This is a genomic window from Pseudoalteromonas arctica A 37-1-2 (assembly GCF_000238395.3).
In the GTDB taxonomy this organism is placed as follows: Bacteria; Pseudomonadota; Gammaproteobacteria; order Enterobacterales; family Alteromonadaceae; genus Pseudoalteromonas; species Pseudoalteromonas arctica.
In genome coordinates, this window is record NZ_CP011025.1 from 2771434 (window position 1) to 2788144 (window position 16711).

Below are 16711 nucleotides of genomic sequence, written 5' to 3' on the forward strand. Positions count from 1 at the left end.
TTTCCTAACTACGGATTTTGCATGATCGTTTGGATCGGTCAACCGGTCATTTTCTTAACTGATCGGCATTAGCCAATTGGCTCCTTTTTTATATCCATTAATAACTATCTAGCCAAATATAAGACGTTCAAACCAACCTTTATCAAGCTCTTCTTCGCAGTGTTTTAATTGCGCACCATAACGGCTAGCTCTGTGCTTAACTTTGTTCGCAACACCCATTAGCCACTTTTTCTTTTTGTACGTGCCACGCTTATACCCACCCCAACCTTCATGATAATTAAGGTATTGTGCGTAAGCATCCCATTTAGAGATTTTATTTACTTTATGCGTTTTATAAACAAACCACGCCATAAAGTCGATTGCATCGTCAAAGTCATCTCTATCAGCACCGTTGTTGCCTGTTTCACGAATATAATCAGACCATGTTGGTGTTTTAGCTTGCGAGTAACCATAGGCATCACTTGCGCGACCAGTAGGAATTATCCATAAGAAGTACTCCATAGGCGGAGCGGCATCATGCTTAAATGAGCTTTCTTGGTACATCATACTCATGAGTACATGCTTGGGAGAACCCCATTTTTCTTGTGCATCTTTTGCGTCGAAATACCAATCTGGCTTTTCTTCAAAGATTTTACATAAATCGTTAGGTTGCTTTGGAGGTGCTGTAGCACAACCGGCTAAAGTAATGGCGAGAGATAGGATAATTGCATTTTTTTTCATTTTTCTAAGATCTCACAGAACTTTTTTATAAAGTGTGGGTCTGACTCAATGAATGCAGCAGTACAGCATTAATTCATCCCTGAATATATTTACGCAGCCAACTTAGGCTGCGTTTTTTTTGCTTAAATTTTGCTAAATACCAAGGTTATTTACCGTCAAAATACGCATCTAAAAACGCGGTAAATGACTGGGTATCTGCTTGCTCAATTGCAGCTTGTGCTTCGTTAGACTCTACAACTTGTTGTTCCAGCCAAGGCTTTAAAAACTCGCTGTAGTCAGTATCTGCGTGACTTTGCTTATATTTACTAGCCAATGCTAGTGCAAAGTGACCGTTGTCTAAACCAGACTCTTTTAATTGTGACACGTAACGTCCAGAGTAAGTAAGCTCTGGATTATGTATCCACGTTGCCATGCGCTTTATAGTATCTGAGTAATAGTTAACACCATAAGCATTATCCATCCATTTAGCGACATCTGTAAGCTGGGTAAATATTTCATCGCCCCACGACTGAAGGCTACGCTGTGTGTTATTAAAGTTAAGCATTAGCCCTTCTTCTCGACCTTGGTTTACTACTGTGTCGAGATTTTCAGTACTACGTGCTTGTTCTTTCCAATCCATTGGAGCTGAATCTTTTAATAAACAATACGTTAAAAACACATCTAAAAAGTGAATTTGCTCAATATCAATACCAACTTCGCTAAACGGGTTAACGTCTAATGCGCGAATTTCTACGTATTCAATGCCTGCTCGAAGCAATGCATCCGTTGGCGTTTCGCCACTTTTCGCATTGCGCTTAGGACGAATTGGCGAGTAAAATTCGTTTTCAATCTGCAGAATATTTTTATTTAACTGCTTAGGGTTTTCACTCTTGTAGTCATCAAGATCACCATAAATTTCTGATGGTGTGTTGATTGCTTTTTTAAGGCCCGCTACATATTCATCTAACGAGTTATACATTACGCGTAGTGACGACTGAGCGCTATTTGTATAACCTAAATTACCTAAACGCAGAGCTGTACCAACTTCTAAGTAAAGCGTGCCTTTACCTAGTTTTTTAAATGGTAAGTCAGTTTTTCGACCTTGCAAAAATGAGTTACACAATGCTGGCGATGCGCCAAACATGTAACTTATTAGCCATAGTTCGCGTTTAAAGTTACGAATAAGCGATAAGTAGCCTTCTGAAATAAAATCTTGAAGGCTTGCATTGCTTTTTTGTAAAGAATGAAGTGACTGCCAAAGCGTATCTGGGAATGAAATATTAAAGTGAACACCTGCAATTGCTTGCATCATACTACCGTAGCGATTTTTTAATCCTTCACGGTATAGTGTTTTCATTTGACCAGTATTTGAACTACCAAATTGAGCTAACACTATATCGTCTTGGTGCTCAATAAAACACGGCATGCTAATGGGCCAAAGTAGTTCATCGCCCATTTTTTCTAGAGTGAACTTTTGAAGGTCTTTTAATTGCTTAAGCGTTTGCGTTGACGATTCACTAACTGGAGTAATAAATTCAAGTAAAGACTCAGAAAAATCAGTTGTGATATGGCCGTTAGTTAACGCACTGCCCACACCTTTTGGGTGACCTTGAGGTGATATTGCACCATTATCTTGTATTCTTAGCGACTCTCGCTCTATGCCACGTTTAATGCCTTTAACTGCATGTTGGTGCTCATTTACTGATAACGCTTCAAGTGCGTTAGCTAAATCATGTGTTGTCAAAAAATCTTTCCTCGGGCCACGTGGCTTAATCATAAGGTTATGGGGGCTAATTACTTAGACTCAAGATTAATACCAATTTTATTGAAAATATGATCATTCTATCGCATTAAATAGCGCACTCACTGCGTTAAAAATTATTCATATAGAACAACTATATGTCATAATTTTCGCCTTGTTATTGTGCTATTTTCTTAGCGCTATAATTGATCACTTATTTAATGCAACTGGTATAAATTGCTAGAACAATATAATTTTTCTAAGTTAATAATTATTTACCCACTCTATACATGCGCTCAATATGACCAACATCATTATATTAAGTCGTAATATTGCCATTGCTCTGGGCATTATACAAATGCTTTAAATGCGTATTTAAGTATAAATTAAATACGCAAAATATAAGCCTAAAATAATAGACCGGAACTTATTTAAAATGAGTTCAATTTAGCTACTCGATATTTAAATTTGATCTAGATCAATAAAAACAATTATTTGCCTTATGAGCATAAAAGGAAAGACGCTATTTTTTGCTTTGTAGTGTGTAACCAATATAATGACAGCAACAATAAAGGATGATAATAAACATAATGCACAATGATAAAAGCTTAAAAAATGAAGAAGTATACTTTGATGAGTCACAAGAGCTTGTTTCTACTACCGACCTCAAGGGTGTAATAACATACGTCAATCAAGAGTTTTGCTCTGTAGCAGGTTATAGCGCACAAGAGCTTATCGGTCAGCATCATAATATTGTTCGTCACCCTGATATGCCAAAAGCGGCCTTTAAAGAAATGTGGGCAACATTAAAACAAGAGCACTCGTGGCGCGGCATGGTTAAAAACCGCTGTAAAGATGGCCGTTATTATTGGGTAGATGCCTTTGTAACCCCTATTTTTGAGCATAGCCGACTTGTTGGTTATCAATCAGTAAGAACCAAAGCGAGCTCACAGCTTAAACAACGCGCACAAAACCTTTACGACAAAATAAATACCAACAAGTCATCATTTAATCTGCGGGAGCACACTGGGATAAGACAAAGTATTACTTTTGTATGCCTATTACTTTGGCTGATTTTTATTGCTGTTACGGGCTCAATCACTATAGCTGCAATTAGCCTACTTATTTGCGTTTTGGTTATTGGACTAAATTATGACGAACTGATTGTTACCCCTAAAATATTACGCGAACAAAAAGCAAAAGCCGATTCAATCTCTCGCTATATTTACAGCGGCCACACACCGCATAGCGTAAGTGATTATAGAGAGCAAATGCTAAGCGCAAAATTGCGCACGGTTCTTGGCCGTATGAAAGACTCTACATTAAGCTTTAATGGCATCGCGACTGATCTAGATAAACAATCTACGCTTACTGAAAAAGGTATTGCTTCGCAAGGTGAGCGTTTAGAACAAATTGCATTAGCGATGACTCAAATGAGTTCTACCATTGGTGAAATATCAGTAAATACCGCTCAAACAGCTGATAAAGTGAATAACACCCATCAAAGTTGCTCTGAAATAAAAGACCATATTGCAGATAATAGTAAAATGGTATCTGATTTAGCTTTTCAAGTAGAAAAGGCTGCAACCACAGCCACCAGCTTAGCCTCTGAAGCAGATAAGATTGGTAAAGTAATGAGTGAAATAGAAGGAATTGCCGATCAAACTAACTTACTTGCCCTTAATGCAGCGATTGAAGCAGCTAGAGCGGGAGAGCATGGTCGAGGCTTTGCAGTAGTAGCCGATGAGGTAAGGACCCTTTCGTCACGTACTCAAAATGCTACAACACAAATCCACAGTTCTATTAAAGAAATACAAGATACTTTATTTAGCTGGTCTAAAGTAATGCAAAGCACTAAAGCACAAGCCGATAATTGTGTGCTGACAACCGATAAAACTCAAGTTGAATTAGAGGGGATTTTTATCCAAATCAGTGAAATATCTCATTTAGCAATACAAATATCATCTGCTGCAGAAGAGCAACAAATGGTTAGTAATGATATTAGTAATAATGTTTCGCAAATTAAAGACTTTGGAGATAACAACTTAAGCTTAAGCTTTAATGTGGCAAAAGGAGCAGCTGAACTTGTTGAAGATTCACGTAGGGTGAACGATTTATTACTAACTTTTAAAGTTTAACAAACATAAAAAAGCCGCTATTGTATTTAGCCACAATGCAAAAAGGCGCTAATTAGCTGTCTCTTATACACAAATCCCTGCTAAGAAATTAGCGGGGATTTTTTTGAACTAAATCTCAATGTCATGATCAGATCTTCAAATCTTGTTTGAGGGCACATTATGATTAACGAACATACTCATTGGGCAAAACAACAATTCGGTAAATCGGACTTAGGTGATCCAAGAAGAACAGCGCGTCTGGTAAAGTTAGCATCAACGCTTGCAAATGAACCAGGAAAACCACTTGTGAACATCACTCAATCCCCCGCCGATATGGAAGGTGCCTACCGCTTTATTCGCAACGAGAATATTGACGCAACGGCTATAGCAGAGTCAGGCTTTAAAGCCACGGTTGAACAAGCAAAAAGTCATAACTTATTACTCGCATTAGAAGACACGACCACACTAATTTATAAACATTCCTCCATTCGAGATGATTTGGGTCATGTCGGACGAGGAGCAAAACAACGAGGCTTGTTAGCTCATAGCGTATTACTGTTTGCGCCAGACACAAAGCAAGTTGTGGGATTAATTGAACAGTCTCGCTGGAGTCGTGATATCAACACGATTGGAAAAAGAGAAAAACACGCGACGACTTCTTACGAAGAAAAAGAAAGTTACAAGTGGGAGTCAGCGTCACGAGCGATGGCAGAGCGGCTGCAAGGACAAATGGCGAACGTGATATCGGTGTGTGACCGCGAAGCGGACATCTACGAATACTTGCAGTATAAACTGAGCGAGCAGCAACGATTCGTCGTACGCTCGATGCAAAGTCGTCATATTGAAGAAGGTGAGGATAAGCTCTATGCGTTTGCAAGCGAGCTGATGAGTGCAGGCACCAAACACATCCACATTGCACAAAAAGGAGGAAGAAAAGCCCGAAGCGCAACACTGGATATCACCTATGCGCCAGTGACACTCAAAGCGCCTTACAATAAGAAAGGACACTCCCTCCCAGTTTACTATGTCGGCTGTGCAGAGCGAGGAAACGCTGAGAACGGCTTAAGCTGGCACCTATTAACCAGTGAACCAGTCACCAGCAAAGAAGACGCTTTAGCTATCATCACCTACTATGAGCACCGTTGGCTTGTAGAGGAATACCATAAAGTCTGGAAAAGTGATGGTACGGATATCGAAAGTTTACGCCTTCAAAGCCAAGATAACATGGAAAGATTGGTGACGATTAATGGCTTTATTGCGACGCGAATATTGCAACTAAAGTTCACCAATGAGCAGCCTGATTCTCCAAGTTGTGAACAACTGTTATCTCCCAAAGCATGGAAGTTATTGTGGTTAAAGAGAATAAAAACACCATTGCCTGAAACTGCTCCAAATATGTCATGGGCGTATCAGGAACTGGCAAAGTTAGGAGGCTGGAAAGATACCAAGCGCACAGGGCGTGCATCTGTGAAAGTGTTATGGCAAGGATGGCTTAAGTTACAAGCCATCCTGGAAGGCTACGATTTAGCAAAATCTCTTGAGTCAGACTTGTGATCAAGAGACAGCTATTTTAGCGGCTTTTGAGTTTAATTATTTACAATTAACGCTTAGAAAATACCAGAGCGTCGTCATTTGCATCAATAACAATCACGCAACCTGGTAAGTAGTCTCCATTGAGTAACTTTTGTGCCAGCGGGTTTTCAATCGTTTGTTGAATAGCACGCTTAAGCGGACGTGCACCGTACACAGGATCAAACCCACTTTCTGCAATTCGCTCAAGAGCAGCATCACTTATTTCAAGCAAATACCCCATTTCTGTTAAGCGCTCACGTAATTTCATTAACTGAATATCAGCTATTTCTTTTATATGCTCGTTAGCTAATGGGTGGAACACGACAGTCTCGTCGATACGGTTAATAAATTCAGGCCTAAACTCATTAATTAATACTTCCATTACTTTAGCTTTAAGGGTCGTATAGTCATTATTACCCGCTTGCTCTTGGATAATATCTGAGCCTAAATTTGAGGTCATGATAATAACGGTATTTTTAAAATCAACAGTTCTACCCTGCCCATCAGTTAATCGGCCGTCATCTAATACTTGCAGTAAAATATTAAACACATCCGGATGTGCTTTTTCTACTTCATCAAGCAATATAACAGAGTAAGGTTTACGACGTACTGCCTCGGTTAAATAACCGCCCTCTTCGTAACCCACGTAACCTGGAGGAGCCCCTACTAGACGTGCAACTGAATGTTTTTCCATAAACTCAGACATGTCGATACGCACCATGGCATCTTCGGTATCAAACATAAAACCAGCCAGTGCTTTTGTCAGCTCTGTTTTACCCACACCTGTTGGGCCTAAAAATAAGAAAGAACCAATAGGGCGATTAGGGTCTGCAAGCCCGGCACGTGAGCGTCGTATTGCGTTAGAAACAGCAACAACCGCTTCATCTTGCCCTATTACTTTACTGTGTAACTTATCTTCCATTTGCAGCAGCTTTTCACGCTCACCTTGTAGCATTCTTGCAACAGGAATTCCTGTCCAGCGAGACAGTATTTCAGCAATTTCATCCTCACCTACTTGGTTTTTAAGCAGAGTCATTTCTTGCATTTCGGCTTGTGAGGCTAAATCAAGTTTTCGTTCAAGTTCTGGAATTCGCCCATATTGCAGCTCTGACATACGCTGTAAATCACTTGCTCTTCGCGCTACATCTAAATCTAATCTTGCTTGTTCAAGCTCGGCTTTAATTACTTGCGTGCCTTGAAGTGATGCTTTTTCAGCATTCCATATCTCGTCTAGCTCACGATATTGCCCATCAAGGTCGGTGATCAACTCTTGCATTTCAGCTCGGCGTTTTTGACTTGCTTCGTCTTTTTCTTTCGCTAGCGCATTATCTTCTAACTTTAGCTGGATGATACGGCGTTCAAGCTTGTCTAACGATTCTGGTTTGGAATCAATTTGTAATCGAATTGAAGAACCCGCTTCATCTATTAAATCAATCGCTTTATCGGGTAACTGACGGTCACTAATGTAACGATGAGATAACTGCGCCGCAGCAACAATCGCGGGATCAGTAATTTCTACTGAATGATGTAACTCATATCGCTCTTTTAAGCCACGTAATATTGCAATGGTATCTTCAACAGATGGCTCTTCAATAAGTACCTTTTGGAATCGACGCTCAAGAGCTGCGTCTTTTTCTATATATTTACGGTATTCATCAAGCGTGGTTGCGCCAACACAGTGTAATTCACCGCGTGCTAATGCTGGCTTTAACATATTGCCTGCATCCATGGCGCCGTCACTTTTTCCTGCACCTACAATAGTATGTATTTCATCAATAAATAAAATGACCTGGCCTTCTTCTTTAGCCAATTCGTTTAATACTGATTTTAAACGTTCTTCAAATTCGCCACGGTATTTAGCTCCCGCAACTAGTGCTCCCAAATCAAGCGATAAAACACGTTTGTTTTTTAATCCTTCAGGTACTTCACCATTAATAATACGCTGTGCTAACCCCTCCGCAATCGCCGTTTTACCAACACCTGGTTCACCGATTAATACAGGGTTATTTTTAGTACGGCGTTGTAGTACCTGAATCGTTCGACGAATTTCGTCATCGCGACCAATAACAGGATCAAGTTTGCCCTGCTCTGCTCGCTCCGTTAAATCGATGGTATATTTTTCAAGTGCTTGGCGTGTTTCTTCCGCATTTGGATCGTCAATCTTTTGACCACCACGAATCGCTTTGATCGCAGCTTCAATTTTAGTAGAGGTAATATTTAACGACCTAAATATATCGCCAAGCGGTCCTTTATCATCGCATGCAGCCAGTACAAATAACTCACTTGAAATGTATTTATCTTTGCGTTTTTGCGCGTATTTGTCGCATAGGTTAATAAGTGAAGCCATATTGTTTGATAGCTGCACGTCGCCACCTACGCCCTCTACTTTAAATAGTTTTTCTATTTCTTGAGAAAGCTTGGTGTTGAGTTCGTCAGCGCTGACACCCGTTTGTGCAAATAATGCACGTACACTAGAGCCACTTTGCTTTAGCAATGAATACATTAAATGTACGGGTTCAATAAATTGATGATCGCGACCAAGGGCTAGCGATTGCGCATCAGAAAGCGCAGATTGAAATTTACTTGTAAATCTATCTAAACGCATGGTGTTACCTATTAAATAATCTAATTGCTTAATTAATGGGTATGTTTAGGTGTTTGTTCAAGGTGTAGGGGGAAATATAATGATTAAAGATGTGAATTACTTGCGCCAGATCAAACTAGCCATACGTCCAGTTTGTCCATCTCGTCGATAAGAAAAAAATAAGTCACTTTGAGAGACTGTGCAGTAGTCGCCACCCGTAATATTTTTAACGCCTTGCTGGGTAAGTAAAGTACGCGCAATACCATAGATATCAGCAAGATATTTACCATTAGCTTGTGGTGTAAATGCGTGAATAAATAAAGGGGACCTTTTTTGAAATAACTCAAACACTTCAGCCCCAACCTCAAATCGAGTTGGCCCAATTGCAGGCCCTAGCCACGCATTTATATTTTCACACTTTGAGCTAAAACATTCCAAAGTATTTTTAATAATTCCCTGCTCAAGCCCTCGCCAGCCGCCATGTATAGCTGCAACTTCCTTTTCATCATCACTGACTAATAAAATAGGTAAGCAATCGGCGGTCATTATAGCCAAAGGCTGATTTAATAACTGAGTATAAAGCGCATCAGCATCGTGTAACTCATCAAAATCAAAATATTCATCAACAATAACAACATTAGAGCTATGAATTTGATTTAGCCACACGGCAGGTTTAGGTAGGAGATTTGTTAATAATGAGCGGTTTTTTGATACATGATTTTGATTATCACCAACATGGAATCCCAAATTAAAACTTTTAAATGGGATTTTTGAAACACCACCTCCACAAGTAGTACTTAATGTTCCTACTTTATGAAGGTTTTGCCATGTCGCTGACAATAAGTTCATTATCTATCGATATCAGGATTAGCTTTGGTATCTTCACGTAATGCGAGTGTCATAGCAACCATATCGTCTGGGATAGGTGCTTGCCATGTCATCATTTCACCCGTGATTGGATGCGCAATACTCAATTTTACAGCATGTAGTGCTTGGCGTCTAAAGCTACGAAGTAACTCAAATAACTCAGGTGTTGCACCTTTAGGTGGACGCGGACGGCCGCCATAAGATTGATCGCCAATTAGCGGGTGATTTAAATGTGCCATATGCACACGAATCTGGTGAGTACGACCTGTTTCTAAGCGCAGACGTAAACGGGTATGAGCACGGAATTTTTCAGCAACACGGTAATGTGTAATTGCCGGTTTACCCAGTTCATGTACGGCCATATGCGTACGCTGAGTCGGATGGCGGCCAATTGCTTTTTCAACCATACCACCTGCGGTCATAGTACCATTACACAGTGCTTCATATTCACGCGTGAAGTTTTCACGCTTTTGTAGCGCTGTTACTAAATGCGTTTGTGCTGGAATCGTTTTAGCTACAACCATTAAACCGGTCGTGTCTTTATCTAAACGATGCACAATACCCGCGCGTGGTACGTTAATTATTTCAGGGTAGTAATGTAGTAATGCGTTTAGCACTGTTCCATTAGGATTACCCGCACCAGGGTGAACCACTAGGCCCATTGGTTTATTAATTACCAAAATATCATCGTCTTCATAAACAATGTTTAATTTGATATCTTGTGCTTCGTATTCGCGTGGTGCTTCAATTGTTGTTTCAACACTTACAACTTCACCACCTAGTAGCTTTTCGCGTGGAGTGTTGAAAATTTCACCGTCTACGGTGATTTTATCATCCAATATCCACGTTTTTATACGAGAACGTGAATAATCAGGGAACAATTGTGCTAATACTTGGTCTAGACGTTTACCACCTAATTCGGTTGGAACGTCGGCTTGAAGAGAAATTTGCTCTGACATTAGTAACTTTACCCAATTTACCAGTGCAAGCTTTGCTCGACTGGGTTAGAATCGCTTTTAATAAAAGCATAATATAATACGCATAGTTTACTCGGTTTTACCGACTTGGCCTAGCCGAAGACATCGAAGGTAACAAATAAAATGATAAATAAAATAGGGAAACGTGCATTTGCCATTGTTTTTTCAGTTTCTGTACTTAGTTTAGGCGCTTGTTCGTCTGCTCCAGACCAAGAAGACATTCAACGTGTACCGAATAAGTCTGCACACGCTTTATATGAAGATGCAAAAGAAACACTAGATTCTGGTTTATATGCTCGCGCAATTGAACTTTTGAGTGCGATAGATTCTCGCTACCCGTTTGGCCCATTCTCTAAACAAGTACAAATGGACTTAGTGTATGCACATTACCAATCAGGTAATACTGAACAAGCACTTGCAACCATTGACCGCTTTATTCGCTTAAATCCAAACCATAAAGACCTAGATTACATGTATTACATGCGTGGTTTAGTAAACATTAAAGCAGATAAAAATGCGTTCCAAGAGTACTTTGGTGTAGATAGAGCTGATAGAGATGCAAACCGTACACGTGTTGCATTTACCGATTTATCGACACTAGTAAAACGCTTTCCGAAAAGTGATTACGCGCCTGAAGCTAAGCGTCGTTTAGTATGGCTTTTAAATCGTATGGCACGTTATGAATTAAAAGTAGCCACTTACTATTATGAGCGTGAAGCTTATTTAGCTGCTGCTAATAGAGGTAAGTTTGTTGTTGAGCACTACTCACAAAGCAGTTACTTAGATCCCGCGCTTGAAATGATGGAAAAAAGTTACGACCAATTAGGTTTAACTGAGCTTAGTGAGCACGCAAAGCAAACACGAAGACTAAATAAAAGAACTAAATAAACAAAAAGGCGCTTAGTCACTTAAAGATGAGTACTTAGCTGAAATAGCTAATTTAAGTTAATAAGCTTACTTCAATTTGGCCTGCCGAGTTATAGCTCTCTTCTTCGATAAGCTCCTCGGCACGTTCTTCGTAATCAAAACGATACTTTTCAAAATACTCTGTTGCATGGCTTTCGTCTGTTAATTTAAGTGTATTTACTTCTATTACACACTCCACCAGCATGCCACTAACTTGTGCAAAAAATACTAACTGATGATCGGGCTCTCTAAACTCTAGCCTATCTATAAATTGTATTGCCTGATTCATTTAAGCGTTCCTTGTTTGAGCGCATCAACTACGGGAAGTATTTTTGGCATTTTATTACGCCATACATAATATGCTTGAGCAGCTTGGCCAACTAACATGCCACTGCCATCTAAAAGCTTAGCGTTAATATTATGCTGTGCAACCCAATTCATAAAAATGGTATTTTGCAGTGAATAAAACATGTCATAAGCGACTTCACAGTTAGTTATGTGTTTTTCATCAAGAGCTGGAAGCTCATTATTCATACTGCTAGATGTAGAGTTTATAATTAGTGAGTAATCGCTTACTGGTAAATCATCAAAGCCAAAGCCAGATACTGGTCCATATTGAGTAAACAGCTCTGCGAGTTCTTTGGCTTTTTGTGCTGTGCGATTAACTATTATTATTTCCTGAGGGTTATGCTCTAACAAAGGTAAAATAACCCCTCGAGCAGCACCGCCCGCACCTATGATTAAAATGCGTTTATTAGTTATGGCTACTTCATTAGCGAGTAAATCATTTACAAAGCCTACACCATCGGTGTTATCACCGAGTAATGTGCCATCATCTCGTTTTTTTAATGTATTAACAGCCCCTACAATTTTAGCTAATGGCGTAAGCTCATCGGCCATTGCATAGGCTTGCTCTTTAAATGGCATTGTAACGTTAGCACCCACACCACCTTGCTCAAAAAAAGACAATACTGTTTTTTCAAAGTTATCGATAGGTGCTAATATTGCGCGATAGTCGATTTGCTCACCCAGTGATACAGCAAATTGTTTATGTATCGCGGGGGATTTTGAATGTTTAATTGGATTTCCAAAAACCGCATATTTGTCCATTTTAAAGCAACCTCTTTGCAGCTATATACTGCCTATTAACGATGATAAGTAATATGATTAAACGACTTTTTTCTAAATCTAAGCCAGCTCCTGAGCAACAGGCTCCTACTCCTGAAAAAACACCGTATGAAATAATAGGTGGAGAGAAAGGGGCGCGTGCTATTTCCAACCGATTCTACGACATAATGGAGTCAGATGAATACGCTAAACCGTTATATGATATGCATCCTCTGCCATTAGATCGAATTCGCCAAGTATTTTTTGAATTTTTATCTGGTTGGTTAGGCGGGCCAAACCTATTTACTGAAAAACATGGCCAGCCAATGCTGCGTAAAAGGCATATGCCTTTTACTGTGGATAAAGCATTGCGCGATCAATGGATGTACTGCATGAATAAAACGCTGGATATAGAAATAGACAATCCGTTGTTACGTGAAGGCTTAAAGCAATCATTCTCTCAACTAGCAACGCACATGATCAATCAGCATTAAATTTGTATTTAGCCACAATGCAAAAAGGCGCTAATTAGCTGTCTCTTATACACAAATCCCTGCTAAGAAATTAGCGGGGATTTTTTTGAACTAAATCTCAATGTCATGATCAGATCTTCAAATCTTGTTTGAGGGCACATTATGATTAACGAACATACTCATTGGGCAAAACAACAATTCGGTAAATCGGACTTAGGTGATCCAAGAAGAACAGCGCGTCTGGTAAAGTTAGCATCAACGCTTGCAAATGAACCAGGAAAACCACTTGTGAACATCACTCAATCCCCCGCCGATATGGAAGGTGCCTACCGCTTTATTCGCAACGAGAATATTGACGCAACGGCTATAGCAGAGTCAGGCTTTAAAGCCACGGTTGAACAAGCAAAAAGTCATAACTTATTACTCGCATTAGAAGACACGACCACACTAATTTATAAACATTCCTCCATTCGAGATGATTTGGGTCATGTCGGACGAGGAGCAAAACAACGAGGCTTGTTAGCTCATAGCGTATTACTGTTTGCGCCAGACACAAAGCAAGTTGTGGGATTAATTGAACAGTCTCGCTGGAGTCGTGATATCAACACGATTGGAAAAAGAGAAAAACACGCGACGACTTCTTACGAAGAAAAAGAAAGTTACAAGTGGGAGTCAGCGTCACGAGCGATGGCAGAGCGGCTGCAAGGACAAATGGCGAACGTGATATCGGTGTGTGACCGCGAAGCGGACATCTACGAATACTTGCAGTATAAACTGAGCGAGCAGCAACGATTCGTCGTACGCTCGATGCAAAGTCGTCATATTGAAGAAGGTGAGGATAAGCTCTATGCGTTTGCAAGCGAGCTGATGAGTGCAGGCACCAAACACATCCACATTGCACAAAAAGGAGGAAGAAAAGCCCGAAGCGCAACACTGGATATCACCTATGCGCCAGTGACACTCAAAGCGCCTTACAATAAGAAAGGACACTCCCTCCCAGTTTACTATGTCGGCTGTGCAGAGCGAGGAAACGCTGAGAACGGCTTAAGCTGGCACCTATTAACCAGTGAACCAGTCACCAGCAAAGAAGACGCTTTAGCTATCATCACCTACTATGAGCACCGTTGGCTTGTAGAGGAATACCATAAAGTCTGGAAAAGTGATGGTACGGATATCGAAAGTTTACGCCTTCAAAGCCAAGATAACATGGAAAGATTGGTGACGATTAATGGCTTTATTGCGACGCGAATATTGCAACTAAAGTTCACCAATGAGCAGCCTGATTCTCCAAGTTGTGAACAACTGTTATCTCCCAAAGCATGGAAGTTATTGTGGTTAAAGAGAATAAAAACACCATTGCCTGAAACTGCTCCAAATATGTCATGGGCGTATCAGGAACTGGCAAAGTTAGGAGGCTGGAAAGATACCAAGCGCACAGGGCGTGCATCTGTGAAAGTGTTATGGCAAGGATGGCTTAAGTTACAAGCCATCCTGGAAGGCTACGATTTAGCAAAATCTCTTGAGTCAGACTTGTGATCAAGAGACAGCTTAGTAAGCACCTTTTTATTGCGTAGAAGAAAATCTTAAATCGCTTCTTCATCTTCCTCAGCAGTACGAATACGTATTACACGCTCAACATCAGTGACAAATATTTTACCGTCACCGATTTTTCCTGTTTGTGCCGTTTTTACAATAACTTCAATTGCACGGTCTACATCTTCATCAGTCAATACAATATCAAGTTTTACTTTAGGTAAAAAATCAACCATATACTCTGCGCCACGATATAACTCAGTGTGACCTTTTTGACGTCCAAAGCCTTTAACTTCGCTTACCGTCATACCTGTAATACCTACATCCGACAACGCTTCACGCACATCGTCTAACTTAAAAGGTTTGATAATTGCTTCTATTTTTTTCATATTAATTACTTTTGAAAGCTCCAGTTGCCTCGATTTTAGACAATCATGATGTTCATAGCAAACAAAGCGATTGAATTACGGTGATAAAACAACCGATCATGATATAATTTATTATATAAAAATAGCATACTTAGATAACTAGCAGTAAATGAGATTAATATGAAAAACAAACAAAACGGATTCACTCTTTTAGAACTCATGGTAACCGTGGCTATTGTTGGCATTATTGCCTCAATTGCACTTTGGAATAGCAGTAACATGTTAGAAGAAAATAGAGCTGAGAACTTTTTGTTGGAATTAAAAAGAAACATTGCATATGCCCGATCACAAGCAGCAAGCACCGATGAAATAGTTGTTGTATGTCCTACAGGACAAGGAAAAGTTAAAAACAAACAAGATACGTTCAACTGCAACGCCAAGTGGGATGAGAATAAGATTATTGTTGTATTTATCGATGTTGATAATGATGGAAACTACAATAACGCTTCCGATACATTACTAAGAGCAATGGAAGAAATATCAGACAACGATAAGCTGTCGTTTGATGGTAACGATCGCCGCTTACGCTTTAATACCAGTGGTAGAATTACGACGAAGCCTGGAGACTTTATTTTTTGTCCCAATGGTACTAATGAAAATAATAAAGCATTAACCGTATCACAGTCAGGTACAGCCTTTTACGTTGGCGATACAGACAAAACCTGCGGTTAAAAAAAACACAATTCATATTGTCATATTTTTATCATTTACTATACTGAGCTAATACATTTTATAACTCAGGACTTCAAGGATGAGGGTAACAATATTAAAATCTAAGGGGGTAACACTTCTCGAATTAATGGTATCGATGGCCGTTATCAGTATTATCAGTCAACTTTCAATGTGGTTTTATCCAGATTTTTTAGCAAATAATCGCTTAGATAACCACGTAAACCTTCTGCATAGAAACATTAATTACGGGCGACTTTACGCTATTGAAAATGGAACCTATGTCACTCTTTGTGCACTAAAGAACAGTCAATGTACAAAGGATGAGTGGGATGGCCAAATGTCGCTATTTATCGACAAAGATAAATCAACGACTCTAGATGATGACGAGTTACTCTTAAGTACTTTCGAGGATGTTCATGAAGCTGATACTTTAGAATACCCTCGTAGCGCCATTACTTTTCGCCCGGATGGGTCTTTAAATGGCTTTCAAAACGGTACTTTTATATATTGCCCCAATAGTGATAAAGCCGATCTCGAAGGATTGGCTTTATCTGTAAGTCAAACTGGACGTATCCGTATTAAATCAACTGATAAGTGCCAGAAGAAGTAGATTAACGCCCCCAACAATATTCTACATCTGAATTACCTTTAGTACCTTTAGCGCCTTTGTAACCAGTATCAGTAATTGTAATTTGCTTACAATCACCATCACCTTTGACCGGCCCAGCCACAGGTTTTGCGGTAATGGTAAATGTATTGTCGACATCATCTACATCAATAGATAATTCAAAATGACCATTTTCGGTTTTGTCTTGCAACCCTAAATCAGTAAATTTCTCTGTATATTCCCTATTATCAACAAAATACTGCTCTTCCTTGTTTGCTGCATCTAATAATGCTGCAGCAGCTTCAGCGCGCGAAGCACGCTTTACATATTCTGTATAATTAGGCAACGCAATTGCTGCAAGTATGCCGACGATAGCAACAGCTATCATCAGCTCAATTAAGGTAAACCCACGTTGTTTTTTTATCATT

16 protein-coding genes are annotated in these 16711 nt (G+C 39.8%); 7 read left to right on the plus strand and 9 right to left on the minus strand.

Translation table 11 applies throughout. The annotated features are described in order from the left end of the window. Nucleotides 1-108: 108 nt before the first annotated feature. Together PARC_RS12550 and gshA are read right to left on the minus strand one after the other, a co-directional pair. Nucleotides 109-720, minus strand: a complete 612-nt coding sequence (locus PARC_RS12550) for a transglycosylase SLT domain-containing protein (RefSeq protein ID WP_010554629.1) — start codon at nucleotides 718-720, stop codon at nucleotides 109-111. A 145-nt stretch (nucleotides 721-865) separates the two neighbouring features. Then, nucleotides 866-2443: a glutamate--cysteine ligase gene (gene gshA / locus PARC_RS12555; RefSeq protein ID WP_010554628.1), complete on the minus strand. Its 1578-nt coding sequence runs from the start codon at nucleotides 2441-2443 to the stop codon at nucleotides 866-868. A 587-nt stretch (nucleotides 2444-3030) separates the two neighbouring features. On the opposite strand from gshA, the gene PARC_RS12560 reads away from it, so the two are divergent. Together PARC_RS12560 and PARC_RS12565 are read left to right on the plus strand one after the other, a co-directional pair. After that, nucleotides 3031-4578 (plus strand): methyl-accepting chemotaxis protein, encoded by a 1548-nt coding sequence (locus PARC_RS12560; RefSeq protein ID WP_010554627.1) that lies wholly within the window; start codon nucleotides 3031-3033, stop codon nucleotides 4576-4578. A gap of 159 nt (nucleotides 4579-4737) precedes the next feature. Further along, a complete protein-coding gene (locus PARC_RS12565) occupies nucleotides 4738-6111 on the plus strand; it encodes an IS4 family transposase (RefSeq protein ID WP_096058041.1) in 1374 nt (457 codons plus the stop codon). 46 nt (nucleotides 6112-6157) lie between these two features. Here the strand turns inward: PARC_RS12565 and clpB are convergent, their stop codons facing one another. The 3 genes from clpB to rluD form a co-directional block, all read right to left on the minus strand. Then, nucleotides 6158-8734, minus strand: coding sequence for an ATP-dependent chaperone ClpB (gene clpB / locus PARC_RS12570; protein WP_010555522.1), 2577 nt, complete (start codon nucleotides 8732-8734; stop codon nucleotides 6158-6160). Between the two features lie 96 nt (nucleotides 8735-8830). Beyond that, nucleotides 8831-9562: a peptidoglycan editing factor PgeF gene (gene pgeF / locus PARC_RS12575; protein ID WP_010555521.1), complete on the minus strand. Its 732-nt coding sequence runs from the start codon at nucleotides 9560-9562 to the stop codon at nucleotides 8831-8833. Then, nucleotides 9562-10539, minus strand: a complete 978-nt coding sequence (gene rluD / locus PARC_RS12580) for a 23S rRNA pseudouridine(1911/1915/1917) synthase RluD (protein ID WP_007581384.1) — start codon at nucleotides 10537-10539, stop codon at nucleotides 9562-9564. Before rluD ends, pgeF begins: the two co-directional genes overlap by 1 nt. Before the next feature lie 141 nt (nucleotides 10540-10680). Between rluD and PARC_RS12585 the strand changes: the two genes are divergently transcribed. Continuing rightward, a complete protein-coding gene (locus PARC_RS12585; protein ID WP_007581382.1) occupies nucleotides 10681-11445 on the plus strand; it encodes an outer membrane protein assembly factor BamD in 765 nt (254 codons plus the stop codon). Between the two features lie 52 nt (nucleotides 11446-11497). On the opposite strand, the gene PARC_RS12590 is transcribed toward PARC_RS12585, so the two are convergent. Beyond that, nucleotides 11498-11752: a DUF1488 family protein gene (locus PARC_RS12590; RefSeq protein ID WP_004335144.1), complete on the minus strand. Its 255-nt coding sequence runs from the start codon at nucleotides 11750-11752 to the stop codon at nucleotides 11498-11500. Next, nucleotides 11749-12573 carry a shikimate dehydrogenase gene (gene aroE, locus PARC_RS12595; RefSeq protein ID WP_010555525.1) on the minus strand — a complete coding sequence of 275 codons (825 nt, stop codon included), beginning with the start codon at nucleotides 12571-12573 and terminating at the stop codon, nucleotides 11749-11751. The genes PARC_RS12590 and aroE overlap by 4 nt, the downstream gene beginning before the upstream one ends. Nucleotides 12574-12626: 53 nt before the next feature. Between aroE and PARC_RS12600 the strand changes: the two genes are divergently transcribed. Continuing rightward, nucleotides 12627-13064 carry a group II truncated hemoglobin gene (locus tag PARC_RS12600; RefSeq protein ID WP_004335148.1) on the plus strand — a complete coding sequence of 146 codons (438 nt, stop codon included), beginning with the start codon at nucleotides 12627-12629 and terminating at the stop codon, nucleotides 13062-13064. Nucleotides 13065-13205: 141 nt separating this feature from the next. Beyond that, nucleotides 13206-14579, plus strand: coding sequence for an IS4 family transposase (locus PARC_RS12605; RefSeq protein ID WP_096058041.1), 1374 nt, complete (start codon nucleotides 13206-13208; stop codon nucleotides 14577-14579). Nucleotides 14580-14626: 47 nt separating this feature from the next. Here the strand turns inward: PARC_RS12605 and glnB are convergent, their stop codons facing one another. Then, nucleotides 14627-14965 (minus strand): nitrogen regulatory protein P-II, encoded by a 339-nt coding sequence (gene glnB, locus PARC_RS12610; RefSeq protein WP_002962211.1) that lies wholly within the window; start codon nucleotides 14963-14965, stop codon nucleotides 14627-14629. Nucleotides 14966-15124: 159 nt separating this feature from the next. Between glnB and PARC_RS12615 the strand changes: the two genes are divergently transcribed. Together PARC_RS12615 and PARC_RS12620 are read left to right on the plus strand one after the other, a co-directional pair. Further along, nucleotides 15125-15676: a GspH/FimT family pseudopilin gene (locus tag PARC_RS12615; protein WP_010555100.1), complete on the plus strand. Its 552-nt coding sequence runs from the start codon at nucleotides 15125-15127 to the stop codon at nucleotides 15674-15676. A 79-nt stretch (nucleotides 15677-15755) separates the two neighbouring features. Continuing rightward, nucleotides 15756-16286, plus strand: coding sequence for a GspH/FimT family pseudopilin (locus PARC_RS12620; RefSeq protein ID WP_010555101.1), 531 nt, complete (start codon nucleotides 15756-15758; stop codon nucleotides 16284-16286). Nucleotide 16287: 1 nt separating this feature from the next. Here the strand turns inward: PARC_RS12620 and PARC_RS12625 are convergent, their stop codons facing one another. Further along, nucleotides 16288-16710: a type IV pilin protein gene (locus PARC_RS12625; protein WP_010555102.1), complete on the minus strand. Its 423-nt coding sequence runs from the start codon at nucleotides 16708-16710 to the stop codon at nucleotides 16288-16290. Nucleotide 16711 lies beyond the last annotated feature (1 nt).